20 protein-coding genes, 1 tRNA gene and 1 riboswitch are annotated in these 24,714 nt (G+C 66.6%); of the genes, 14 read left to right on the top strand and 7 right to left on the bottom strand.

Translation table 11 applies throughout. The annotated features are described in order from the left end of the window. Window positions 1-243: 243 nt before the first annotated feature. Window positions 244-930 (top strand): biosynthetic peptidoglycan transglycosylase, encoded by a 687-nt coding sequence (locus M673_RS05420; protein WP_061977681.1) that lies wholly within the window; start codon window positions 244-246, stop codon window positions 928-930. Between the two features lie 242 nt (window positions 931-1,172). Next, the gene (gene rpmF, locus M673_RS05425) at window positions 1,173-1,358 is read left to right on the top strand and encodes a 50S ribosomal protein L32 (RefSeq protein ID WP_019998007.1); all 186 of its coding nucleotides are present in this window, start codon (window positions 1,173-1,175) and stop codon (window positions 1,356-1,358) included. A gap of 150 nt (window positions 1,359-1,508) precedes the next feature. Here the strand turns inward: rpmF and phaR are convergent, their stop codons facing one another. Further along, the gene (phaR, locus tag M673_RS05430; RefSeq protein WP_061974261.1) at window positions 1,509-2,111 is read right to left on the bottom strand and encodes a polyhydroxyalkanoate synthesis repressor PhaR; all 603 of its coding nucleotides are present in this window, start codon (window positions 2,109-2,111) and stop codon (window positions 1,509-1,511) included. Window positions 2,112-2,374: 263 nt separating this feature from the next. Between phaR and M673_RS05435 the strand changes: the two genes are divergently transcribed. From M673_RS05435 to M673_RS05475, 9 genes are all read left to right on the top strand, one after another. After that, complete coding sequence (locus tag M673_RS05435) at window positions 2,375-3,559, top strand: acetyl-CoA C-acetyltransferase (RefSeq protein ID WP_061974263.1); 1,185 nt, start codon at window positions 2,375-2,377, stop codon at window positions 3,557-3,559. 142 nt (window positions 3,560-3,701) lie between these two features. Continuing rightward, the gene (gene phbB, locus M673_RS05440; RefSeq protein WP_061974265.1) at window positions 3,702-4,427 is read left to right on the top strand and encodes an acetoacetyl-CoA reductase; all 726 of its coding nucleotides are present in this window, start codon (window positions 3,702-3,704) and stop codon (window positions 4,425-4,427) included. 177 nt (window positions 4,428-4,604) lie between these two features. Next, entirely contained in the window at window positions 4,605-4,952 is a 348-nt protein-coding gene (locus M673_RS05445) for a hypothetical protein (protein WP_061974267.1), read from the top strand. A 203-nt stretch (window positions 4,953-5,155) separates the two neighbouring features. After that, window positions 5,156-5,539: a hypothetical protein gene (locus M673_RS05450; protein WP_061974269.1), complete on the top strand. Its 384-nt coding sequence runs from the start codon at window positions 5,156-5,158 to the stop codon at window positions 5,537-5,539. A 187-nt stretch (window positions 5,540-5,726) separates the two neighbouring features. Next, window positions 5,727-9,194, top strand: coding sequence for a helicase-related protein (locus M673_RS05455; protein WP_061977682.1), 3,468 nt, complete (start codon window positions 5,727-5,729; stop codon window positions 9,192-9,194). Between the two features lie 16 nt (window positions 9,195-9,210). After that, window positions 9,211-9,558 carry an RNA-binding S4 domain-containing protein gene (locus tag M673_RS05460; protein ID WP_061974271.1) on the top strand — a complete coding sequence of 116 codons (348 nt, stop codon included), beginning with the start codon at window positions 9,211-9,213 and terminating at the stop codon, window positions 9,556-9,558. Window positions 9,559-10,069: 511 nt separating this feature from the next. Beyond that, entirely contained in the window at window positions 10,070-10,408 is a 339-nt protein-coding gene (gene fdxA / locus M673_RS05465) for a ferredoxin FdxA (RefSeq protein ID WP_061974273.1), read from the top strand. A gap of 809 nt (window positions 10,409-11,217) precedes the next feature. Further along, on the top strand, window positions 11,218-11,826 hold the full coding sequence (locus M673_RS05470) for a CarD family transcriptional regulator (protein ID WP_061974275.1): 609 nt from the start codon (window positions 11,218-11,220) through the stop codon (window positions 11,824-11,826). Window positions 11,827-12,115: 289 nt separating this feature from the next. Next, window positions 12,116-12,982, top strand: coding sequence for an RNA polymerase factor sigma-32 (locus M673_RS05475; protein WP_061974277.1), 867 nt, complete (start codon window positions 12,116-12,118; stop codon window positions 12,980-12,982). Window positions 12,983-13,069: 87 nt separating this feature from the next. Here the strand turns inward: M673_RS05475 and M673_RS05480 are convergent, their stop codons facing one another. The 4 genes from M673_RS05480 to thiB form a co-directional block, all read right to left on the bottom strand. Then, window positions 13,070-14,614 (bottom strand): M48 family metalloprotease, encoded by a 1,545-nt coding sequence (locus tag M673_RS05480; protein ID WP_082639187.1) that lies wholly within the window; start codon window positions 14,612-14,614, stop codon window positions 13,070-13,072. A gap of 275 nt (window positions 14,615-14,889) precedes the next feature. Then, window positions 14,890-15,624 (bottom strand): thiamine ABC transporter ATP-binding protein, encoded by a 735-nt coding sequence (gene thiQ / locus M673_RS05485; protein ID WP_061974279.1) that lies wholly within the window; start codon window positions 15,622-15,624, stop codon window positions 14,890-14,892. Further along, a complete protein-coding gene (locus M673_RS05490) occupies window positions 15,621-17,216 on the bottom strand; it encodes an ABC transporter permease subunit (RefSeq protein ID WP_061977684.1) in 1,596 nt (531 codons plus the stop codon). The genes thiQ and M673_RS05490 overlap by 4 nt, the downstream gene beginning before the upstream one ends. A 91-nt stretch (window positions 17,217-17,307) precedes the next feature. Beyond that, window positions 17,308-18,321, bottom strand: a complete 1,014-nt coding sequence (gene thiB, locus M673_RS05495; protein WP_061977685.1) for a thiamine ABC transporter substrate binding subunit — start codon at window positions 18,319-18,321, stop codon at window positions 17,308-17,310. A gap of 45 nt (window positions 18,322-18,366) precedes the next feature. Next, a riboswitch (TPP riboswitch) is annotated at window positions 18,367-18,468 on the bottom strand. 369 nt (window positions 18,469-18,837) lie between these two features. Here thiB and M673_RS05500 point away from each other — a divergent pair. Continuing rightward, window positions 18,838-19,488 (top strand): thiamine diphosphokinase, encoded by a 651-nt coding sequence (locus M673_RS05500; protein WP_061974281.1) that lies wholly within the window; start codon window positions 18,838-18,840, stop codon window positions 19,486-19,488. Window positions 19,489-19,548: 60 nt separating this feature from the next. Beyond that, window positions 19,549-19,625, top strand: a tRNA-Arg gene (locus M673_RS05505). A gap of 68 nt (window positions 19,626-19,693) precedes the next feature. Here M673_RS05505 and M673_RS05510 read toward each other — a convergent pair. After that, window positions 19,694-20,809, bottom strand: coding sequence for an acyltransferase family protein (locus M673_RS05510; protein WP_061974283.1), 1,116 nt, complete (start codon window positions 20,807-20,809; stop codon window positions 19,694-19,696). Between the two features lie 1,212 nt (window positions 20,810-22,021). After that, entirely contained in the window at window positions 22,022-23,767 is a 1,746-nt protein-coding gene (locus M673_RS05515; RefSeq protein WP_061974285.1) for a family 16 glycosylhydrolase, read from the bottom strand. 443 nt (window positions 23,768-24,210) lie between these two features. Between M673_RS05515 and M673_RS05520 the strand changes: the two genes are divergently transcribed. Beyond that, window positions 24,211-24,690 carry a c-type cytochrome gene (locus M673_RS05520; protein WP_061974287.1) on the top strand — a complete coding sequence of 160 codons (480 nt, stop codon included), beginning with the start codon at window positions 24,211-24,213 and terminating at the stop codon, window positions 24,688-24,690. Window positions 24,691-24,714: the final 24 nt, after the last annotated feature.

Consider the following 24,714-nt stretch of genomic DNA (forward strand, 5'->3'; position numbering starts at 1 on the left):
GCCGGGCGTTGCCCGAGTTTCCAAAGCCTTGCTATGACGGAGGCCAGAGGCATCCTGCCGCCGATCCCGGGGAGATCATGGACAAGACGCGTGGCCGACCGGATTGATAGGGGAGGGGGCGAGCCCGGCCTTCCGGTGGAGCGGGCCTTTCCCGCGCCCGAATGGGCGGCCGACACGCGCGAGGTGGATCCCCATGACGCCAGCGGGACGCCGGATTCGGGCGCCCGGCCGTTCAGGCCCTCGATGATCCGCCGCGCCCTTTATGCCGCGCTTCTGGTGCTGGTGGGCTTGGCGGCGCTGCCCGCCGCCCTGGTTCCGATCTATGCCATTCCCGGCGTGCGGCCGGTCTCGACCCTGATGCTGGCCGAGCATTTCAGCTTTCAGCCCTATGACCGCGAATGGACGCCGATCGGCGACATCGCGCCGGTTCTGGTCAGCTCCGTCATGATGTCGGAAGACGGGCAATATTGCTTCCATGGCGGCGTCGACTGGAACGCGCTGGGCACGGTGGTGGATCAGGCGGTGAACGAGGGCGAGGCCAGCCGGGGCGCGTCTACCATCCCCATGCAGACGGCGAAGAACCTGTTCCTCTGGAACGGGCGCTCCTTCCTGCGAAAGGGGTTGGAACTGCCGCTGGCGATCTATGCCGACTTCGTCTGGTCGAAGCGGCGCACCATGGAAATCTATCTCAACATCGCCGAATGGGGCGACGGCATCTACGGAATCGGCGCGGCCTCGCGCTTCTATTTCAACAAGCCGCCCGCGCAGCTCACCGCCCGGCAGGCCGCGCTTCTCGCCGTCACGTTGCCCTCGCCGCGCACGCGCGACCCCGCGCGGCCCTCGGCCGGGCTGCGGCGTCTGGCGCAGGTCGTGGAGGCGCGGGCGCGCGCGTCGGGCGACTATACCGGCTGCGTGCTGGGTGCCCGATAAGCGTTGAGGGTGTAAAAAACCGGCTCACCCCTTTCCAAGGGGAGGCATCTTTGCTAAGGGCAGGGCCGAATTCCCGTCAATTCGATAGGGCCGAATTCGAACCCTCTGGGCTTCGACGGTCGGTCGTTTGATCGGGATCGGCTTTCGCGGCGCTCCCGCGCCGGCCAAACCAAGAACAACAACCATTCGACGCGGTTCGTCCTCGACGGAACTCAGCGCCGCCGACGTGAACGGAGAAACCGATGGCCGTCCCCAAACGCAAAACCTCCCCCTCCAAGCGCGGCATGCGCCGTTCGGCCGACGCGCTGAAGGCCCCGACCTATGTCGAGGACAAGAACTCGGGCGAGCTGCGCCGCCCGCACCACATCGACCTGAAGTCCGGCATGTATCGCGGCCGTCAGATCCTCGCGGTCAAGCAGGACGCCTGATTTCAGGCTTGGGTCTCGCGACCCTGACACATTGAAAAAGCCGGATGCGCGAGCGTCCGGCTTTTTTCGTATGGGGGAACGCTGGGGCCGAACGCCGGAGCCGGCTGGCGAAGGGCGGCGAAGCCGCGCCCTCACGCCCGCCGGAAGGCGTCAGTTGCCCTTCTTGTCCATCTCTTCCAGCCGGCGCTGCATGGCGGCGAGCTGTTCGCGCATGGCGCTGAAATCGTCTGCCGTGGGCGTGGCCGCCGCCGGCTCGGGCGCGCGCTCGGGTGCTGCGCGGGCGCCGCCCTTGTCCGGCATGCCCATGGCGCTGGCGAGGAAGGGATTGAACATGCCCATCGCCTCGCGGAACATCTCGGTGTTGCGGCGCACCTGCGTTTCCATCAGCTGCAGCGGATTGCTGCCGGGCGTGGGGCGATAGGATTCCTGCTCGCGCGAGAAGGCGGCCATGGACTGTTCGAGATAGGCGGGAATCACCATCTGCATCTGGTCGCCGTAGAAGCGGATGAGCTGGCGCAGGAAGGCGATGGGCATGAGGTTCTGCCCGCCCTTGTTCTCCTGCTCGAAAATGATCTGGGTCAGGACGGAATGGGTGATGTCCTCACCCGTCTTGGCGTCCTGCACCACGAAGTCCTCGTTCCCCTTCACCATCGCGGCGAGATTCTCGAGCGTCACGTACATGCTGGTGCCGGTGTTGTAGAGGCGGCGATTGGCGTATTTTTTGATGACGGTCGGTTCGTTGCTGCGTGCCATTCGCTCTCTCCCAAGGCGATCCAGAGTTTGGGCCCATTCTTCGCTGCCCTTGCGAAAGGATAGGCATGTTTTGGCCGACATTCCAAACTTTTCCATCTGAATTTCTTGGGAAATCCCCGTTCGCGCGCCGAGAGCGCAGCGCACTCCCCGGCCGGCGAGATTGAAATCAGCCGTTGTGTTTGACAGGCTCCGCGCCACTCTGCAAAGGTCGGGCCGAATGCCGCCGGCAAGAGGCGGCAGGACTGGGAGAGAAGGGTCAGGGCATGAGCGCATTGCAGCGGATCGTCATCGTCGGAGCGGCCCGTACGCCGGTCGGCTCCTTCAACGGAGCCTTCGCCAACGTCCCGGCCCATCTTCTCGGCGTCGCCGCCATCACCGAGGCGCTGAAGCGCGCCGGCGTCGAGCCCGGCGAGGTGGACGAGGTGATCCTCGGCCAGGTCCTCCAGGCGGCCGAAGGGCAGAATCCCGCGCGCCAGGCGGCCATGAAGGCGGGCGTGCCGAAGGAGGCTTCGGCCTGGGGGCTCAACCAGCTCTGCGGCTCGGGCCTTCGCGCCGTGGCGCTCGGCGCGCAGCAGATCGCCACGGGCGATGCGCGCGTCGTGGTTGCAGGCGGGCAGGAGTCCATGTCCATGGCGCCCCATGCCGCGCACTTGCGCGCCGGCCAGAAGATGGGCGACCTGAAGTTCATCGACACGATGCTGAAGGACGGCCTGATCGACGCCTTCCAGGGCTACCACATGGGCAACACGGCCGAGAACGTCGCCCGCCAGTGGCAGATCACGCGCGACGAGCAGGACGAATTCGCCGTCCGCTCGCAGAACAAGGCGGAAGCCGCGCAGAAGGCCGGCCGCTTCAAGGACGAGATCGTTCCCTTTACCGTGTCCAGCCGCAAGGGCGACGTGGTGGTCGAGGAAGACGAGTACATCAAACCCGGCACGACGCTGGACAAAGTGCAGAAGCTGAAGCCCGCCTTCGACAAAGAAGGCACGGTCACCGCCGGCAACGCGTCGGGCATCAACGACGGTGCGGCCGCCTTGGTGCTGATGACCGAGGAGGAGGCCACGCGGCGCGGCTTGACGCCGCTCGCCCGCATCGCCTCCTTCGCCACTGTCGGCGTCGATCCGGCCGTGATGGGCTCCGGCCCGATCCCCGCGTCCCGCCGCGCGCTGGAAAAGGCGGGCTGGCGGATCGAGGATCTCGAGCTCGTCGAGGCCAACGAGGCCTTCGCCGCGCAGGCCTGCGCGGTGAACAAGGATCTCGGCTGGAATCCCGACATCGTCAACGTCAACGGCGGCGCCATCGCGATCGGCCATCCGATCGGCGCGTCCGGCGCCCGCTGCCTCAACACGCTTCTCTACGAGATGCGCCGGCGCGAGGTGAAGCGCGGCCTCGCCACGCTCTGCGTCGGCGGCGGCATGGGTGTCGCCATGTGCCTCGAGCGCTTCTGACGCTTCGAAGGCGGAGGAGGGCGCGCCGCTCTCCTCCGCCGCTTCTTCTCAGCCATTCCCGACCACGCTTCGGTTCGCGACCTTCCCGGTCGCGGCCCGCTTCGTGTCGTCCGATGCAATCATAAGAAACCGGAGGAAACAGATGAGCAAAGTGGCGATCGTGACGGGTGGAACGCGGGGCATCGGCGCCGCCGTCTCCAAGGCGCTCCAGCGCGCGGGCTACACCGTGGCGGCCAACTACGCCGGCAACGACGCGGCGGCCGAGGCTTTTCGGGCCGAGACGGGGATTGCCGTGTTCAAATGGGATGTCGGCTCCTACGAGTCCTGCACTGATGGCATCAAGAAGGTCGAGGCGGAACTCGGGCCCCTCGCGATCCTCGTCAACAATGCCGGCATCACGCGCGACGCGATGTTCCACAAGATGACGCCCGAGCAGTGGAGCGCCGTCATCAACACCAATCTCACCGGCCTCTTCAACATGACCCGACCGGCCTGGGAGGGGATGCGCGAGCGCCGCTTCGGCCGCGTCATCAACATCTCCTCGATCAACGGCCAGAAGGGCCAGGCGGGTCAGGTCAACTATTCCGCCGCCAAGGCCGGCGACATCGGCTTCACCAAGGCGCTGGCGCAGGAAGGCGCGCGCGTCGGCATCACCGTGAACGCCATCTGCCCCGGCTATATCGGCACGGACATGGTGCGCGCCATCGACGAGAAGGTGCTGAACGAGCGCATCCTGCCGCAGATCCCGGTGGGCCGCCTCGGCGAGCCCGAGGAGATCGCCCGCACGGTTCTTTTCCTTGCGTCCGACGAGGCAGGCTTCATCACCGGTTCGACGCTTACGGTGAACGGCGGTCAGTATTTCGCCTGACCCTTGCGGCATCGCAGCAATTCTGCTTTCGGCGAGCCAGTTTTCGCCGAAAGCCTCGAAGTTGAACCATTAAACTCATCGGGTGTCCGCGCGAAAACGGGAACCGAAGCACGGGCTGATCATTTTGGAGGCGACAAGCAACCGCGCCAGGTTGCGACCCTTCCGAGGATTCGACCTATGATCCGCAAGAACCTGACCTTGGCTCTCGCCGCCGTCGCCCTTCTGGGCACTGCGGCCCCCTCGCTTGCCCAGGGTATCGAGATCGGCCGTGATGGCGTTCGTCTCGTCGATCCCAACCAGCAGCGCAACCCGAACCAGCGTGACGACATGCGCCGCGACGACCGCCGTGGCCGCGAGATCGGCGAGCGGGACGCGGTGCGCATCGCCCGCTCGCAGGGCGTTCGCGAGGTGGACGACGTCACCCGCATGCGCAACAGCTTCCGCGTTATGGGCACGGATCGCCAGGGCGACGATATTCAGGTCGATGTCGACCGTCGGACGGGCGAAGTGCTGGCCGTTCGCTGAGCCGAAATTTCGATCAGTCTATCGGGCGGCGCCATGGCGCCGCCTTTTTCGTGTCTCCAGCCTGAGCCTGTCGGAAGCCTGCTCGCCTCGCGAAAAGGGCAGGAGGCCTCCGATTCGTTTGACGGGAACCTTTCTGCCGGGCCAAGGCTTTCAGGTCGCCAAATCGTGAGCGCTCCACCAATGGGGCGCATGGGAGACGAGAGATGATGAAGCGTTTCTTGCGCGTGGGAGGTCTGGCCGTCCTGACCTTGGCCACGACGCTGCCGGCGATGGCGCAGTCGCTGGAACTGGGGCCGGGCGGCCTGCGCGTCGTGCCCGACGACGACCGGCGCGGCCCGCCGCCCCCGCCCCCCTATGACCGTGGCCCGCCGCCGAACTGGCGCGATGGCCCGCCGCCCCCGCCTCCGGGCCGCCGCTCGCTCAGCGATCGCGAGGCGATCCGCATCGCCCGCACCGAGGGCCTGCGCGACGTGGACAACGTGTCCCGCCGGGGCCGCACCATTCGCGTCGACGGCGGCGATCGCCAAGGCGACGACATCACGGTGATCATCGACGCGCGCAGCGGCGACGTTCTGGACGTTCGCTGACCCCAGTCTCCGCCCTTTCACCGAAAGCCGCTTGCGCCTTCGAGGCGGGGCGGCTTTCGCTTGTCGGAGCGCTTCTGGCCGGCGGAGCCCTGCGTGCCGCCCACCCGGGCGTGGCTGCGCAACTTCCGGAACAGAATCGTTTGCGTTTCCCGGACGCGAACCCACCTATGGTCCGACCATGATGGACATGCGCATTACCCCCTCCAAGGACAAGCGGCCGGCCTCTCGTTTCGACGGGCGCGGCGTCACCGCCGTTCTGGGACCCACCAACACCGGCAAGACCTTTCTGGCGATCGAGCGGATGGTGGCGCATTCCTCCGGCGTCATCGGCCTGCCGCTGCGCCTGCTCGCGCGCGAGGTCTATCAACGCGTGGTGGAGCGCGTCGGCATCGGCGCCGTCTCGCTCATCACGGGCGAGGAGAAGATCAAGCCGCCCAACGCGCGCTATCAGGTCTGCACGGTCGAAGCGATGCCGCGCGAGACGCCGGCCGAGTTCGTCGCGATCGACGAGGTGCAGCTGGCCGGCGATCTCGAGCGTGGCCACATCTTCACTGACCGCATCCTTCACACGCGCGGCCGCTCCGAAACGCTGCTTCTCGGCTCGGCCACGATGCGCGGCGTCCTGGAGCGGCTGCTGCCGGGCATCCAGTGCGTGACGCGCCCGCGCATGTCGCAGCTCCTTTATGCCGGCTCCAAGAAGATCACGCGCCTGCCGCGCCGCTCGGCCATCGTCGCCTTCTCCGCCGAGGAGGTCTATGCGATCGCCGAGCTGATCCGGCGCCAGCGCGGCGGGGCGGCCGTGGTTCTCGGCGCCTTGTCGCCGCGCACGCGCAACAAGCAGGTGGAGCTTTATCAGAACGGCGAGGTCGAGTTCCTTGTCGCCACCGACGCGATCGGCATGGGGCTCAATCTCGACGTCGATCATGTCGCCTTCGCGCAGGACTGGAAATATGACGGGTTCCAGTATCGCCAGCTGACCCCGTCCGAATACGGTCAGATCGCCGGCCGCGCCGGTCGCCACGTGCGCGACGGCACGTTCGGCGTCACCGGCCGGGTCGATCCGCTGCCCCAGGAGCTGGTGGAGGCGCTGGAATCGCACCATTTCGACTCGGTGAAGGTTCTGCAATGGCGCTCGCGCCAGCTCGACTTCGCCTCGATCGACGCTCTGAAGCGCAGCCTGGACGCGCTTCCGCCGGACGAGATGCTGGTTCGCGCGCTTCCGGCGGTGGACCAGCGCGCGCTGGACTTCCTGACGCGCGACGAGGGTGTTATGGCAGCGGCCAAGGGGGCCAAGAACGTCGAACTGCTATGGGAAGCCTGCAAGCTTCCCGACTATCGCCGCATCGCACCCGCTCAGCACGCCGAGATCATCGCCTCGATCTACGGCGATCTGGTGCGGCGCGGCGCGGTGGCGGAAGACTACATGGCCTCGCAGGTGCGGCGCGCCGATTCCACCGAGGGCGACATCGACACGCTCTCGCAGCGGATCGCCGAAATCCGTACGTGGACCTATATTTCCCATCGCCCCGGCTGGCTGTCTGATCCGACACACTGGCAGGAAAACACACGGGCAATCGAAGATCGATTGTCGGACGCGCTTCACGAGCGGTTGACGAAACGCTTCGTAGATCGCAGGACAAGCGTCCTGATGAAGCGGCTGAGAGAGAACGCATTCATGGAAGCTGAAATCGGCAGCGACGGCACGGTGCTCGTGGAGGGCCACCTTGTGGGCGAGCTGCAAGGGTTCAGGTTCACGCCGGACACCAAGTCCGACGGGCCCGACGCCAAAGCCGTTCGCGCCGCCTCGCAGAAAGCCTTGGCGGGCGAGTACGACAAGCGGGCCGAGCGGTTCTTCAATGCGCCGAACGGCGATCTGGCGCTGGGCAGCGACGCGCTCGTGCGCTGGCTCGGCGCGCCGGTCGCCTCGCTCGCGGCCGGCGAGGACCCGCTGCGTCCGCGCACCGTGCTCCTGGCCGACGACGGGCTTACCGGCCCGGCGCGCGACAAGGTCGCCCAGCGGGTCGAGCGCTTCGTCACCTACCAGATCTCGACCATCCTCAAGCCGCTCGCCGACCTGCGCGAGCCCGAGGGCGTGGACGGCACGGCACGGGGCATCGCCTTCCGCCTCTACGAGAATTTCGGCCTGATCCAGCGCCGCGACATCTCCGAAGAGGTGCGCGGCCTCGACCAGGACGCGCGCGCGGCGCTGCGCCGCCTCGGCGTTCGCTTCGGCGCCTATCACATCTTTCTTCCCGCTCTGGTGAAGCCGGCCCCCGCCGCCCTGATGACGCTGCTTTGGTCCGTCGCCAACGACGGGCGCGAGCGCGCGGGCTTCGGCGAGGTGACGCAGCTTCTCGCCACCGGCCGCACCTCGGTTCAGCCGGACGCGACCTTCGACCCGATCTTCTATTCGCTGGCGGGCTATCGCCTGCTCGGCCGTCGCGCGGTGCGCATCGACATTCTGGAGCGCTTGGCCGATCTGATCCGCCCTGCGCTCGCCTGGAACCCCGGCACCGGCAAGCGGCCGGACGGCGCCTATAACGGGCGCGAGTTCCTGGTGACGCCCGCCATGATGTCGATCCTCGGCGCCACGGCCGACGACATGGACGAGATCCTGAAGGGTCTCGGCTACCGCTCGCAAGGTATCGATCAGCGCGAGGTGGAGTCCACCATCGCACGCCAGGATGAGGCGGCTCTCGCCGCGCAGGCCGCCAATCGCCAGTCCGCTGAGGTCAGCGCGGACGACGCCAAGATCCTCGAAGAGGGCGCGACGCTCGCGCTTCTCGGCGACGTGCCGGCGCAGGATGGGATCGCTTCGGAAGACGCGGTCGCCGAGCCTCTGGCCTCAGTCGAGAGCCTGTCCGCGTCCGATCTGCAGCCCGCCATGCAGCCAGGCGCGGCGCTGCAGGACGATGAACTCGCCGCCGTTTCGGGCGACGATCCGCGTCCGGTCGATTCGATCCTCAGCGACGAGCCGGTGTCGAGCGCCGACGAAGTTGAGGTCCATTCTGCCGGTTCCGTGTCCGATCCCGTCGCGCAGGAAACGCCGATCGAGACCGCCCTGTCGGAGCCGACACCTGAAGATGCGGGGACGGTGGCCGATCTGGAGCCGGCCGAGCCGGCCAAGCTCGTTCAGGTCTGGCGTCCCTATCGCGGCGAGAACCGCAGCCGCGGCCAGGGGCGCGGTGCGCCCGGCGCACGTGGCCCGGGCCGTCATGGCGGTGGCGGTCGCTCGGCCGGGCCTCGTGCCGGCGAAGCGCCGGTCGGGGAAGCCGGCGAGGCGCGTCCCGACAACCGCCAGCGCTTCGGGCGCGGCGGCCAGGGCCAGGGGCAGGGCCAAGGCCAGGGTGCCGGTCGGGGCGAAGGCGGTGGCGAGGGTCGCGGCCAGCGCTTTGGCGGCAAAGGCGGTGGTGAGCGGCGCGAGGGCGCCCGCCACGACGGCCCGCGCGAGCAGGGCCGAGGCGGCGAGGGCGGCAGCCGGGAGGAGCGTTTCGGCGGTCCGCGCGGCGGCGGCAAGGCCCACGCCAAGCCCGAGCGCGATGCTGGTCGGAACGGCGGCGGTCACGAGCCGCGTCGCTCCGACAACAAGGGGAAGCCGATCGATCCCGACAGCCCCTTCGCCAAGCTCGCGGCGCTCAAGGACAAGCTGAAGTAAGGAGGCCGGAGGACGCATGGTGGCAGGCGGCGAACAGCGCATCGACAAGTGGCTGTTCTTCGCGCGCGTCGTCAAATCGCGCTCTCTGGCCCAAAAGCTCGCGGTGTCCGGCGCCGTGCGCGTCAATCGCGAAAAGATCGGCCATGCCGCTCGCATCGTGCGGCCTGGCGACGTTCTCACCATCTCCGTGCATGAGCGCGTCCGCGTGCTTCGCGTGTTGGACTCGGGCCTACGCCGTGGCCCGGCCAGCGAAGCGGCGCGCCTGTTCGAGGATCTGACGCCGCCGGCCCAGCGCCGAGCGGACGACGGGGACCTCAGCGATCTCGTCGGCGCCGAGGACGAGGCGGCCGGCGAGGAGAATTGACGGCAGTTTCGGTCTGGAAACTCGGGATAAAGGCTCCCGGGGGTCGATCGGGTGGGTCCCTTGTCGGGTTACTTCATCGTGAGCGCTTAAGCTAAGCCGCCCGCCTCGACTGCGCTTCACCCCCGTGAGGGACCCAAGTCTCTCGCATTCCTGCTCGCAGGTTTTGTTTCGTGTTCCTAGCTGGCGCTGTCGCCGGTCCGTTCACCCCAGCGCATCTGGTATTGATGGAGCCGAGCGGTTGCGAGCCATGTCGCCTTCCGTCCAACACCCTGCGGCGCTTTGTCAGGGCGAGGACGATCCTTCCCGCATTGGCGGCAATTAGAGCAAGGAGTCCCTTGCCAGCGGGGCTGCGAGGGGCTACCTCCGCCATCAACCGGGCGCGGCCGATCCTCGCGTCCTTGCGAAGCGTCCCCGATTTCGGCGTGGCGTCTCGCCATCTCCTCAAGAGAGCGTTCTTTCCGGGCCAGGGTCCGTGCGGCACGGATTGGGCGCTCAGTTTCGGGAACATGCCATGACCTATGTCGTCACCGACAACTGCATTCGCTGCAAGTACATGGACTGCGTGGAAGTCTGTCCGGTGGACTGCTTCTACGAAGGCGAGAACATGCTGGTCATTCATCCCGACGAATGCATCGACTGCGGCGTCTGCGAGCCGGAATGCCCGGCCGAGGCGATCAAGCCCGACACCGAGCCCAATCTCGACCAGTGGCTGAAGCTGAATGCCGATTATGCCACGCAGTGGCCCAACATCACCGTGAAGCGCGACGCACCGGCGGACGCCAAGGAGATGGACGGCGTCGACGGCAAGCTAGAGAAGTTCTTCTCCACTGCTCCGGGGCAGGGCGACTGAGGACACCAGGGTCTCGCCCTCCCGAACGGACGGGTGAGACTTTTGACGGACATCCTTTGGCGGTAAAGCGTTCGCCTCCGCGAGGGTGGGGCGGCGCGCGGGTATCTGCACAGTCCGGCCCGATGGCTTGGTTGACCGAGCAAGCCGCCTGCCAGTCTGGGTCTCGCAGAACCGGTCTCGAAGTCCAGGATCGCCGCCCATGTTCCTCAAGCGTTGCGCGCGAGCAGGCGGCACGTCTATGGGCTCAAGGCCTAGTTCCGGTTTCGAGACCGGGACGCAAGCTTCGGGACAGGGGAGGCGACTTGCCGCTTGATCCCGGCGTCGCCTGCTTCTAACGTCGGTTTCGTGTGCCGCCATGGGCGGGCCGCCTCGGCCGAGCCCGAGCGGCCTGGGCGGATCACCAGCGGTCGTTCAACCCGGCCCGTCACCCCTCGAATGCCCTCCGGTCGGCCGGCGGCGACGCATTCTCTTTCGCACACGCGAAAGATGCGCGCGTGCGTGCGTCTAGAGGTGCGCATTTTGGTTGAATTTTTGATCGGAAGAGGGTATTATTTCTGCAACAGTCGAACGTTGCCGCCGAATGCTCGCATCCGGCCGACGCTCACGGCGCTTCCGAAAGGTCTTCCCGAACGTCCGCGTCCTGCGACCGCCACCGCTCAGGCGGGCTGTCGCTTGGTCGTCGTGAAGGTCGGTCCCGGAGGTCCAGACTGCACCGGCTCATTCGGGTCGGCACGCTCAGTCCGCGGCCTTGCGGTCGTGCCGTGCATAGCGGCCTTCGTCGCTCTGCACAACAGGGAGTTTACCAGCGTATGAGCAATCAGAAGAAGACCTCCCAGCGTCAGGGTTTCAAGACCGGCGAGAGCATCGTCTACCCCGCTCACGGCGTGGGCCAGATCGTGGCGATCGAAGAGCAGGTGGTCGCGGGCATGAAGCTCGAACTCTTCGTGATCGACTTCGAGAAGGACAAGATGCGTCTCAAGGTGCCGGTCGCCAAGGCCGAGCAGGTCGGGATGCGCAAGCTGTCCGAAACGGATTTCGTGGAACGCGCCCTGAAGGTCGTCCAGGGCCGGGCCCGCGTGAAGCGCACCATGTGGAGCCGTCGTGCGCAGGAATACGACGCCAAGATTAATTCCGGCGATCTGATCGCCATCGCCGAGGTGGTGCGCGATCTCTATCGCGCCGAATCGCAGCCCGAGCAGTCCTATTCCGAACGCCAGCTCTATGAAGCCGCGCTCGGCCGCATGGCGCGCGAACTCGCCGCCGTGAACGAGGTCAGCGAGACCGAGGCGGTTCGCCTGATCGAGACCAACCTCAACAAGAACCCCAAGCGCAACGCCAAGGTTCTGGACGAGGACGAGTCGGAAGGCGAAGGCGAGGACGATCTCGTCGCCGAAGCCGAGCAGGAAGAAGCCGCCTAAGGCCCTTTCGCTTCTGCGCTTCCCTTGAAAAAGCCGGCCAGACTCCTGGCCGGCTTTTCTTATGCGTCAAGACCTGATACGACCGAAACATGGGTCGAGCCATGACTCCCCATGCTTTTCCCCCTTCTCCTTGACCTTGAAAATAATGCGCTATCTTGCGCAAAAAAGTTTCCGGTTGCCGGAACCTTCCGTCGAGACACGCATTTTAGCTCATGAAGGACGGCGTGTGCCCCGGGCTGGCGCTGTCCCATGTGATCTGTGTTTTCGACGTCCTCGGAAGGTTCCCGCCATGAAGTCCCAGTCCACGCGTCGCCACCTCATTCAGGCCGCAATGGCTGCTCCCTATCTGGCGAGGGAGGAGGAATACGAGCTGGCCGTGCGCTGGAAGGAGAACCAGGATCAGGAGGCGCTTCACAAGATCACCTCGTCGCATATGCGACTCGTGATCTCCATGGCTTCGAAGTTCCGCCATTTCGGTCTGGCGATGAACGACCTGATCCAGGAAGGCCATGTCGGCCTGCTGGAAGCCGCCGCCCGGTTCGAGCCGGAGCGGGAAGTGCGCTTCTCCACCTACGCCACCTGGTGGATCCGTGCCTCGATCCAAGATTACATCCTGCGCAACTGGTCGATCGTGCGAGGTGGCACCTCGTCCGCCCAGAAGGCGCTGTTCTTCAACCTGCGTCGTCTGCGCGCCCGTCTCAGCCAGGGCAGCGAGAGCCTGTCGGGCACGGAGATGTACAAGGAAATCGCGACGGCGCTGAAAGTGTCCGAGGGCGACGTGGCATTGATGGACTCGCGCTTGTCCGGCCCCGACTCCTCGCTCAACGCCCCGCTGATGGAAGACGAGTCCGGCTCGGCCGACCGTCAGGACTTCCTCGTCTCCAACGAGCCGCTGCCGGACGAGATGGTGTCCGCCTCGATCGACGACGAGCGCCGCGTCATCTGGCTGCGCTCCGCGCTGGATGTTCTCAGCGAGCGCGAGTTGAAAATCATCCGCGAACGCCGCCTGCAGGACGAGGGCGCGACGCTGGAAGCGCTCGGCTCCAAGCTCGGCATCTCCAAGGAGCGCGTGCGCCAGATCGAGACCCGCGCTCTGGAAAAGCTCCGCGCCGCGCTTCTCAAGGCCAACCCGGACGAGGCCGCCTTCATCAGCTAGAAGGCAGGTTCGCTCCGGTCTTGAAATGAGAAAGGCCGCCGAAAGGCGGCCTTTTCGTTGGGCAGGTTCGGCTCGTCGAAGTCGGCCCTACTCCGCGACGATCTTGTAGCGCTCGCCCGGTTCCACTTCGCTGTCGGCGGTCATGTCGTTCAGCAGACGGAACATGTCCACCTTGCGATCCACGCCCTGGATGCGATTGGCGATCGAGGCTTCCGTGTCGCCGGCCTTGGCGGTGACGATGCGGATGCGCAAGGGTTTCAGATTGTCGCGCTCGGCCGGCGAGAGAAGCCGGAACGACTGGGCGATGCCACCGGAAATGCCGGCGAGCCGGCTGGACGAGTCCGCCGGCAGGGCGGTCAGGAAGCGATAGACCTGCCCGCCGATGCGGATCACCGTGACGTTGAACACATAGGACCCGCCGGCGGCCTGCGCCGTCACGGCCGGCAACCCGTTCACCTGAATGGTGCGGATCGACGTCTTGTCGAGACCGCCGACCCAACCGCTCTGGATATAGTCGGTCAAACTGGTCGATTCCGGCACGGCGATGCCGTCGAAGCGCACGGCCGTGTCGCCTGGGCCAGTGGCCAGAACCGCTTCGGCCGTGTTGTCGATCACGAAGCCTTCGGGCACCGAGAAGGTGATGCCGAGGCCGGGATGGTAGAAGGTGCGGGCGCGCACATAGCCTTCCGACGCCGTGTCGCCGAACAGCATGCCGTCGATGCCGTTGAGATATCGGTTGCGATCGGTCACGCCCGTGCCTTCCGGCCCGAAGACAGCCGCGTGCCGGCGCGCCAGCTCCATGCGCTGCGGCGCGGCAGGGTGCGAAGCGAGAAAGTCGAGCTGCGGATTGGTGGCCTGGAAGGCGTTGCGGAAATTGGAGAAACTGTCCATCGCCTTCAGGAATCGGGCGGCGGCATAAGGATCGTAGCCGGCATCGCCCGTCTGCTTGATGCCCATCGCGTCGGCCTGAAGCTCCTGATTGCGCGAGAAGCTGGCAAGGTTCAGCCGCCCGCGCGCCAGGGCCGCCCGCGCCGCCGTGTCGCTGGACAGGACCTCGGACACGACACGCCCGGCAAGCTCCGCCGCCTCCTCGCGCTGCTGGCGCTCGATGCCGTGATTGGCGCGCACGTGGCCCATCTCGTGGGCCAGCACGGCCGCCACTTCGGCCGAGTCGTTGGCAAGCGCGAGCAGGCCGCGCGTCACGTAGAGAAAGCCGCCGGGCAGGGCGAAGGCGTTGATGTTGGGCGAGTTGAGGACGGTAATGCGATAGGCGCGGTTCGGGTCCTCCGACACGGCGGCGAGCTTGCCGACGATGCCGGCCAGCATCAGCTCGAGCTTGGGATCGGAATAGGCGCCGCCATAGGCGGTCAGGATCTTGGGATGCTGGGACTTGCCGATGGTCGATTGCGGGTCGGAGGCCTGCACCGCGTCGAACGACACGGGCTGCCGGCTCTGCCCCGGCAGATAGCCCGACTGCACGTCGGGACTGACGGCCGCTTCCTCCAGCCCGGCACCCAGAGTGGTGCAGCCGGCGAGAAACCAGAGCGGCCCCGCGACGATCGCCCCCTTGAGCGCGCGGCGAACCATCGAGCTGGTTCGTGCGACGCCGAGCGGCGAAACCTCATGCACCATGTCCGACGATTCCCTGCGGTAACGTTCCTGCGAGATCGACCTGATCTATCCCAGACCCGCCGCACCGCGAAAGGGTTGGCGCGTCACACAGAATTTCAAAACGACACATGGGTCGTTTCTTTTCGCGATGCCTTGGGAAAAGGACCAAATTACGGTTTCCAGCGCCGGGCGGTCGGGATGCCTCGGGCTTTCGAAGGCGAGTGCATCGCCGTTGCGTCCTCGCACCGACGTTGGGCTTCGCAGAATACCTCGCATCACTTCCCCTTGAGGTTGCGTCAGAGGCCTTCGCGTGGCGGGGCGCGCTCGCCGAGATAGGCCCGAAGTCGCGGGTCCGCGCTCCGGTCGAGAAGCTCGGCCACCGGCCCGGTCAGGCGGATATGCCCGTCTTCCAGAAAGGCGAGCCGGTCGGCAAAGCCGCGCGCGTCGTCCGGGTGGTGCGTCACCATGACGATGGTCGGCGGCCGGGGGCTTCGGGTGCGCAGGGACGCAACGAGCGCCAGCATCTCGGCCCGCAGCGCCGGCCCCAGCGCGGCGAAGGGTTCGTCCAGAAGCAGAATGGGCCGCTCGCGCAGGATGACGCGGGCGAGCGCGACGCGCTGGCGCTCGCCGCCCGACATGTCCGACGGCCGCCGCTTGGCGAAGCCTTCCAGCCCGACCTCGGCCAGCGCCGACCTGGCCCGCTCGCGCGCGGCGCGGCCAAGCCGGGCGTGGGGTTCGATGCCGATCGCGACATTCTCCTCGGCCGTCAGATGGGCAAATAGGTTGTTGTCCTGAAACATCATGCTGATCGGCCGCGTGGCGGGCTCGTCCCGCGTCCGGTCCACCCCTTGAAGCCGGACCGTGCCCGATTCCGGCCGCAGGAACCCGGCGACGAGATCGAGCAGCGTCGACTTGCCGGCACCCGACGGGCCGATCAGCGCCAGCCATTCGCCTGTTCCCACTGCGAGGTCGAAACGCATTTCGGCGCCCTCGTAGCGGTGCGTCACGCCATCCAGCTCGATCGCCGTCATGCGGCCCCCCTTTCCTGAAATCCGCGTTCAGCGAGGAAGATGAGACCGAGGCAGAGCGCGCCCAGGAGCAGCGCCAGACCTTCCGCGTCGGTGGAGCGGTAGGACCCCATGCGCTGAAGAAGCAGGGTCGGCAGCGTCACGAAATCCTGGCTCCCGAACAGCGCGACCGAGCCAAGATCGCCCAGCGCCGTCGCAAGACCCAAAGACGCCGCGAGCGCCAGCGGCCGGCGCAGCGCGGCGAGTTCCACATGGCGCAGCCGCGCCCAGCCGCGAAGGCCGAGGCTGGACGCCAGACGCCCGGTCCGAACGGCCGCCGCCTCGGCCTCCGGCGCCAGAATGCGCGTGGCATAGGGCAGGATCACCATGGCGTTGGAGAGCACCGCAACGAAGGGCGCGAAGCGCGTGACATCCCCAAGAAGTCGGAGCGCCAGAAACCAACCGGCCCCGATGACGATGGAGGGCACCACGAGCCCGAGCGCCGGCACGAGGCGCAGGACCAGCCCAAGCCTGCCGGACAGGCCGGAGGACAGGACGAGCGCCAGCGACAAGGCGAGACCCAGCACCGTCGCGCTGCCGGCGATGGCGAGGCTGGTCAGCGCAGCACGCTGGAACTGCGGATCGGCGACGAGCCTGCCGAGATCGGCCTGCAATCCGCTCCAGACGATCGCGGCGAAGGGCGCTAGGAGAAACAGGAGCCCAAGGGTCAGCACCAGCCAATCGGCGGCGCGTTTCAGCGGGGCGGGCGGGTCGAAGCGGCGCTCCGGCGCGCCGAGTCCAAAGCCGCCAAGAGCCCCGCCCGCGCGCGCCAAGATCGTCGGCAGCAGGAACAGCGCGACGAGGGCGACCTGCGCCAAGGCCAGCGCCAGCGCGCGGCCGGGCGCGAAATCATAGCGCAGCGCCTGATAGATCGCGACCTGCAGCGTCGTCCCCGCCGGCCCGCCGCCGAGCACCAGAACCAGGGTGAAGCTCGTGAAGCAGAGCATGAAGACGAGGGCGGCCGCGCCCGGCAGCACGGCGCGGAGCGCCAACGCCTCCACGAGGCGAAATGTCGCGAGCGGCGACAGCGCCAATTGGCCCGCGAGCTTCCAGCTTTCCGCCGGCACCGCCTGCAACCCGCCCAGCGCCATGCGCGTCACCAGCGGCATGTTGAAGAAGACATGGGCGATTAGGATTCCGGGCAGGCCGTAGATCGAGGGGCGGGGAAGCCCGGCCCAGACCATGAGATCCGCCACCACGCCGTTTCGCCCGAACACCGTGACGAGCCCCAGCGCGCCGACCAGCACGGGCAGCGCCTGCGGCAGGAGCAGAAGCTTCAGGAGAAGCGCGTGGCCGGGCAGGCGGTTGCGATGCAGCGCCAGGGCGAAGGGAACGCCGAACAGGAGCGACAGCAGCGTCGAGAGGATCGCCTGGGTCAGCGTGAAGCGGATGACGCCTAGGATATAGGAATCGGTGAGGCTCGCCAGCGCCGGCGACAGCCCCTCCGTCCCGGTGCCCAGGATCAGGAAGGGCGCGAACAGGAAGGCCAGAACGAGCGCAAGCGCACCCAGCGCCGCCCCGCGCCGAAAGCGCCGGTCGGCAGCAGATAGAAACAAGCGGTCCTGCTCGGCGCCCTCGTTCAAAGGAATGGCCCGAGCGCGCGCGGGGAAAAGGTCGCCGACAAGCCGGCGATCAGTCTCTGCCCGCTCAACGCCCCAGCGCGCGAAGCCATTCGGCCGTCCAGGCTTCGCGATGGGTGGCCACCGTCTCGGCATCGATCGCCAGCGGCTTGGCCGGCTGCACCAGCGTTTCGAAGGCCGGCGGCAGCGGCTCGGCGGGTTTGGTGGCGGGTAGGGCCCAATTGCCGGTCGGGATCAGCTTCTGGAAAGCAGGCGTCAGGGTGAAGGCGAGGAAGCGCTGCGCGAGCTCGGGCTGTTTCGACGTGCGCAGCCGGCCCGCAAGCTCCACCTGGAGATAGTGCCCCTCCGAGAAGGCCGCCGCCTTGTAGCGCTCGGTGCCTTCCTCGATCTGATGATAGGCGGGGGAGGTGGTGTAGGAGAGGACCATCGGCACCTCGCCCTTGGTGAAGAGGCCATAGGCCTCGCTCCAGCCGGGCGTCACGGTCAGGATGCGCCGCGAAAGCGTGCGCCACTTTTCCTCGGCGCCATCGCCATAGACCGCCTTCATCCAAAGGAGAAAGCCGAGGCCCGGCGTCGAGGTGCGCGGATCTTGGATCGCGATCTTCTGCTCGGGATCGCCGTTCACCAGCTCGTCCAGGCTGGCGGGCGGGGTCTTCACCACCTCCGTGTCGTAGACGAAGGCGAGATAGGAATAGTCGAAGGGCACGAAGACATCGTCCGAGAAGCCGCCGGGAATGGCGAGCGGTGACAGATCGACGCCGGACGGCGCGAATAGCCCGGTCTTCTTGAACTCCGGCACCAGCTCCGCGGTGAGGCCGAGCGCGACATCGGCCTGCGTGCTCTCGCCCTCCAGCTTCAGCCGGTTGAGAATGGCGACGCCATCCTCCAACCCGACGAAGCGCAGGTCGCAGCCGCATTCGGCCTCGAAGGCCGCCTCGACCTTGGGGCCGGGACCCCAGTCCGGCACGAAGCTCTCATAGGTATAGACGGTGAGGACGGGCTTGCCGCTGTCCTGCGCCAGGGCGGGGGAAAGACCCGCGAGGGAGGCCAGAAGTCCGACGGCGAGGGCAGGGCGAAGCATCCCGTTCTCCATGGTTTCGGATGAACGAAAACGCCCTCGGGCCAGTGCCGCGACGCTCTCCATCCCTCCGCCGGTGCGAGCCGGATCAGGTTCGTCGGGTTGGGCCGTAGCGCCTCTCAGCCCCGAAGGGCACCCCGTGTGAGCGGGATCTTAACTAGCGGGGCAGAGGAAACGCGGCAAGGGCGTTTGGCGCGCGGGACCACGGGGTGGCAGGCGCCTGTCGATCGTCACTTGCTAGAAAGCGCTGACCAAACCTTGTTGAGCATCGAGCCGTGTCGCGTTCGGCTGGGTCCAGGCAGCAAAGGGCAGCATCGGACCCACGAGCGCAGGGGCAAGCCAGCCCTCTGGCATTCGGACTGGCCGCACCCTATGAGGCGTTGATCGAAACCCTTGCAAGGCGGGCCGCTCTCGCGGCCTGCCGATCGGGCGTGATACCGCCCGGGTCGGCCTTGCATGCCGCAACCGAACTGGCTCCATCCTCCGGGGAGGGGCCTATGGAGGTTCGGAGGAATTCACATGAGCCGTTTTGCCATCCTTCTGGCCGGGCCGATCGACCCGACGCCCGCGCTGCGCCAAGCCGTCGCCGGCCGTCGCGTGATCGCGGCGGATGGCGGCATCGCGCATGCCGTGGCGCTGGGCCTTTGCCCCGAACTCTGGATCGGCGATTTCGACTCCGCCCCGTCCGAGCCGCCGGCTGCGCTGCGCGACTGCGCGATGGCGCGCGAGGCCTTTCCGCGCGACAAGGATCGCACCGACGGCGAACTCGCGATCGAAGCCGCGAAGCTTCTCGGCGGACGCGACCTTCTCCTTGTCGGCGCGCTCGGCGGGCGCAGCGACCACGCCTTTTCCCATCTGGTCATCGCATTGCGGGAAGTGGAGGCGGACCCCTCGCTGACTCTCGCGCTGTTCGACGGGATCGAGCACGCCCTGCCGCTGCGCCCCGGCTGGACGGACATCGAGGCCGAGCCGGGCGCGCAGTTCTCGCTGCTTAAGTTCACCGATCTCACTGGCCTGACGGTCGAGGGCGCGCGCTTTCCGCTCGCCCGCGTGGAGATTCCCTTCCCCTCGATCCTGACCCAGTCCAACGAAGCGACCGGCCCGATCCGCCTCGGCCTGGAAACCGGCCGCGCGATCCTTCTTCTCCAAGCCGACCCGGCGCGCCGCTGACCCAGCGAATGCAGCCCCCGCCCTTGGCCAACCCCGCCGCGTCCGCTATAAGTCCCTGAGGGTCCCATAGCTCAGCAGGATAGAGCACCAGATTCCTAATCTGGGGGTCGTTGGTTCGAATCCAACTGGGATCACCATTCTCCCCAAATCCGCATTTTTACGAGGCACGCCTTGGCGTCCGCCGGCGACCCGCTTTGCGCTGCCCTTACGGAGCCGGCGCGATCTCGATTGGAAGGACGGGGGTGAGGGGGCGGGGGCGGAGCTTGGTGCGGATGAGGCGGGTGAGGTCGCGTTCGATCCACCGCTGGCTGAGATGGCCGACCAGAATGGACGGGGGCAGCGCCGCGAGGAAGAAGAGGAACTGCGAGAGGTTCCCCGCCACGGTGAACAGGCCGAGTGAGGCGAGCGTGCTCTTGACGATCGCCATCACCACGGGGTGCCAGAGGTAGAAGCTGTAGCTGATCGTGCCGAAGTAGAGCATGGCCGGCGAGCGAAGAAAGGCCGAGAGGCGGCCCTTGGACCGCACGAGCCCGTCCAGAAACAGGGCCGCCGAGGCGAAGGCGATGACGGCGTAGAGCCAAGCCGATCCGTCGAACCACTGCGTCATCGTTCGAAACTCGGGCAGATTGAGCAGGTGGACCGAGTTCCAGCTCCAGAGAAAGACGAGAAGTGACAGAACGGGCCGTTCCGCGAGAATGGGAAGGCGCAGGTAACGGCTGTATCCCGTCGCCACCAGAATGCCGCTCAGGAAGAAGAGCGCGCGCGGATGCGTGTCGATGATCGGCAGGCTGAGGACGAGCAGGATCGGGAAAATGTTGAGCGACAGCCGGCGCCGACAGACGAGATAGATACAGCCGAACAGATAGAAGCAGAGCTCGTAGCTGAGCGTCCAAGCCGGCGCGAGAAAGAGCGGAAACGGCAGTAGGTTGGGCAGAGCCGCCAGATTGGCCAGCGTGTGCAGTAGAAGGGGCCAGCCCGCGAAGCTCGCCGGCGCTTCCCGCCCGCTGACGAGCGACAGAAGAACCACGGTCAGAACGCCGATCCACAGGACGGGATAGATGCGTGTCGCCCGGTCGAAAAGGAAGGCGAGGGGCGTGCGGGCGCGGGCCAAAGTTCCGATGATGACATAGCCGCTGAGCGCGAAGAACAGCTCGACGCCGAACTTCAGCGGATCGAGAAGCGTGGCCATAAACTCCCAACCGAACAGCTGGGGCAGGCCGGAATTCTCGACATGGAAGACGAAGACGAGAAGCGAAAACAGCCCTCTCGCCCCGTGCAGTTCCACACTGAAGGCCGGCCGATCCGTCGTCCCGTCATGCATCAGAATGATCCAGCCGCCGAGGACGAGGGAGCGCGGGGGAAGGATTCGTACGCCTCGTCGATCGGCTCGGCGAAGCGTCTCAAGGACCTCGGGCGCCAGAGACCGGTGCCGAAGCGACCCACCCTCCACCTTCGCGAGACCCCATCCGGGATGTCGAAAGTGTTAAAGAAATCTCAATAAGATAAACCTTAAGTTATGTTGCAAAGCAATAGGACGCGTTCCATACAATGGATCGCTACTTATGCGAGTAAGATGTTGGGACAGAATAGGATTCTTCCGGCCCAGTAGGCCTGTGGGGCGGGAGATGAGTGCGGCTGGCAGCGACGTGTCGTCTCGGAGTGAAGGGTGTTTTGAAACCGCAGGATGAAAATTCGCGATTGCCTTTCGCTGGATAAAATGCAGCTGGGCCGTCAGCGCCGAAGCACGGAGATCGGTTCTGCCGCCAAAGCTGTGCAGATGGACAAACTGAGTGATCTAAAGGTGTCGGTCAGGCGCTCACGGACGTTTTGGCCGGGCCTGCCGGGCCGGGTGCGTTGCGACCGGGGCGGCGACGAGAGCTGTCAGCGCGTCGCTCGCAAAGAAGGGCGAAGCGTCGAAACTGGGGCAGCCTTCCCAGGGTGCGTCGCAGGAGCCACTTGTTCTCGATCCAAGTCTTGGCAGCTTTCGGCGCTGTGTGCGCTAATGCGATGGCAGGACAAATGTGATCGCATGTCTTCGGTGTGCAGCTCGGCCGGGCGGTCCCGGCCACTGGCGGACCAAGGGTAGGGCAGCGAACAAGAGTTCGAGACAAGACCTCCGCTGGAGGATCGGCAAGGGGTTTGTCCGCGTCTTGTCTTCGAGCGAGATTCCTTGATCGGCCCCTCATGAAATTTTGTTCGCGGTTCGAAGGTCTTGCCCGGCGGCTGTCGCTGACCGTGGCGCCTGCTACGCTCACCGCGAACGGGACGTTTTGCGCGTCTGTGAGACCATGGTGTGCCTGGGTCTCGGCGCGACCTGTTGCGGCCGCCTGGTCGCAGATGCACACGCGGGCAGTCGGTGGATGTGGCCGCTCCCGCCGCAGAAGCGCTTCGACCGTCGCCCGAGGCCGGTTCGAGAGAAGAGGTCGCGCCCTCCCAACGCGCAAGCGGACGTTCTACCAGACGCTCTCGGCTGCGCTGCGGGGGAAGGGACGAATCCCTTCCCATGTTCCGGTCTCGATCATCGTCCCGGTTCTCAGCCGAAGAGTGTGAAATCGGAGCTGGTCAGGGCGAGGCCCGGCTCCAGATGGGCAAAGCGCACGGCGGCGCCCGAACCGGAACCGTCCGCGTCGTAGAACAGATCGCCCGATTTCGTGTCGTAGACAATCCGGTCCGCGGCCGCATGGGCGACGCCGCCGGGGGCGGCGTAGAAGGCGGAGGGGGCGAGAGTGCCGGCCGGCCCGGCCTTGTCGAAGACCGAGATCGCGAGCGCGATCGTATCGTCCGCCGGGTTGAAGTCGGTGATCGTGTCGAACTCGCCGGGCTTCAGCGCCGTGGAGAAGACGAACGTGTCGCGGCCGGCGCCTCCGGTCAGCTTGTCGGAGCCATCCTCGCCGAACAGGCGGTCGTCGCCCGCGCCGCCCGACAGGACATCCTTTCCGGCCCCGCCATGCAGCTCGTTCGCGGTCTCGTTTCCATAGAGATAGTTGTTGAACTCGTTGCCGGTGAGCGTGAGATTGACCGTGCCTCCGGCCGCGTGCAGCCCTTCGATCTCCTGGCCCGGCGTCAGCGTGTAGTCGACATAGGCGATCACGGCGTCCCAGCCACCCTTGGCGCCCTCGATCACGACATCGCCGGGATTGTCGACATGGAACGTGTCGTTGCCGCCGCCGCCGATCATCCGGTCGGCGCCCGCGCCGCCATTGATGACGTTGTCGCCGCCATCGCCCTCCAGCACGTCTGCGAACCGGCTGCCGTCCAGGCGCTCGATGGAGGAATAGGTGTCCCCGGCCGCGTCGCCCGTGTTCTTCGTGGGGTCGATGAGGCTCGCCGTCACGCCCGATCCGGCCGTGGCGTAGGAGGCGGTGTCGTTGCCGTCGCCGCCGATCAGCTCGTCGGCGCCCTTGCCGCCGCGCAGCACGTCCGGTCCGTCCAGGCCGACCAGCCGGTCCCGCCCATCGGTTCCGGTCAGAACGTCGCGCGCCGCCGTACCGGTGATGACGTTGATCGGCGTCTCCACGGGCACCGGGGCCGTGGCCGGCTTTTCCGCATAGGCGCGGATGTAGTCGATCTTCATCTCGGGCGCGGGGCCGGACGGATCGGCGCCCGCTTCCATCGCCAGATTGGCAAGGATGTACATCGGCCCGTGCATGTCGCTCGGCGTCGCCTTGGTGCCGATCAGCTGGCCGTCGTAGTAGAAGCTGATCGTGTCCTTGTTCCAGTCCATCCCGTAGGTGTGGAAGCCTTGGGACTGGTTGGCGTGGTCGCTATAGACCTGAAGATCGGCGTTCGGGTCGGCATGGGGGTCGGTCGTGTGCAGCCAGCGATACACGCCGTTCGGGTTGTTGCCGTAGTGCTCGACGATGTCGAGCTCCTGCCAGCCGCCGTTCTTGCCCTCGTTGATCTGCTTGGTCGGCAGCAGCCAGAAGGCATCCCAGGCTCCCTTGGTCTCCGAGAGGTCGGCGCGCATCTCGAAATAGCCGTAGGTCTGTTGAAACGAGCCGCGCGTGTGGATGAGGCCGGACTCCCAGCTGCCGGACATGCCGTAGGGCGTGCGATCGGGCACGGCGGTGATGGTGAGAATGCCGTTCTCGACCTTGAACGGATCGTAGCCCGAGCCGGGATCGACGAAGGACGAGCGGCCGAAGCCGATGTCGGACTGCGCGTCGAAGCGCCATTCGGGGCGGATGTCCGCCCAGACGGTTCCCGCACCGTTCTGCGAGATGCTGCGCGTGTTGAACTCGTCGCTGAAGGTCAGCGTGTAGCCCGTCAGATCTTTCATCGCGCAATCCCTTTTATGGTGCGGCGCACGGTCGGTGACGCGGCTTAAGGCTTGCTTGCGAAACTGACGCCAATCTGACCTATCGGCTCCGGCCCACCTACAAGGCTGGAAAGTTGGGGGCATAATCTGAGGTTTCGGCTGCGTCTTCTTTCATCAAGCAGCTCTTGATCGAGCGGCCTGAGCTTGGGAGGCGAAGGCCTGTTTCTCAGCGCGTTCCGACTGGTTGGGAGCATCTCCGTGAGACGGGACAGGGACACTCCGAGCCCAGCTTGGGGCAAGTTTCCCTTACAGCAACGGCATGAGGCGAAATGTCGCGGAGCGGGCGGCGACTGACGGCCGAGTGGAACGGGGAGGGATGCCGCTTGCACGCGTGTCTTGAGCAATGGCATGTCCAGCCTCGCGAGTTGCGCCGCATCGCATGGCGCTTTGGGAAGGACGGATGGATGGCGATACGGGGCGGGCAGGTCGCCGGGCCTTCGGGCCGCCGGCCACCGCGCGGCGCGGCCCTCCTGCTCTGCGCCCTGCTGCTTGTCGGCTGCGGCGACGGCGAGCGCGAGGCGCGCCGGGCCAAACTCGGCCCCGACCCGACGTTGGAAGCGCGGATGGCGATCGCCGACCCTTCCGCCGGCGCGTCGCTGTTCGGCCCTTGCGCGGCCTGCCACACGATCGGCCGAGGCGGCGTGGACCTCGCCGGCCCCAATCTTTACGCCGTCATGGGCGCGCCGATCGGGCGCCGGCATGATCGATACGGCTACACGGCGGCGCTGCGCGCGGTCGGCGGCGTCTGGAGCGACGAGGCCATGGACGCCTGGCTCGCCGACCCCGCCCGCTTCGCGCCCGGCACCAAGATGACCTTCCCCGGCATGCCGGACGCTTTGGCGCGCGCCGATCTCATCGCCTATCTTCATAGCCAGAACCGCTAAAGCATTTCCAGGCAAAGCGGGCAC

It is taken from the genome of Aureimonas sp. AU20 (assembly GCF_001442755.1).
GTDB lineage: Bacteria > Pseudomonadota > Alphaproteobacteria > Rhizobiales > Rhizobiaceae > Aureimonas.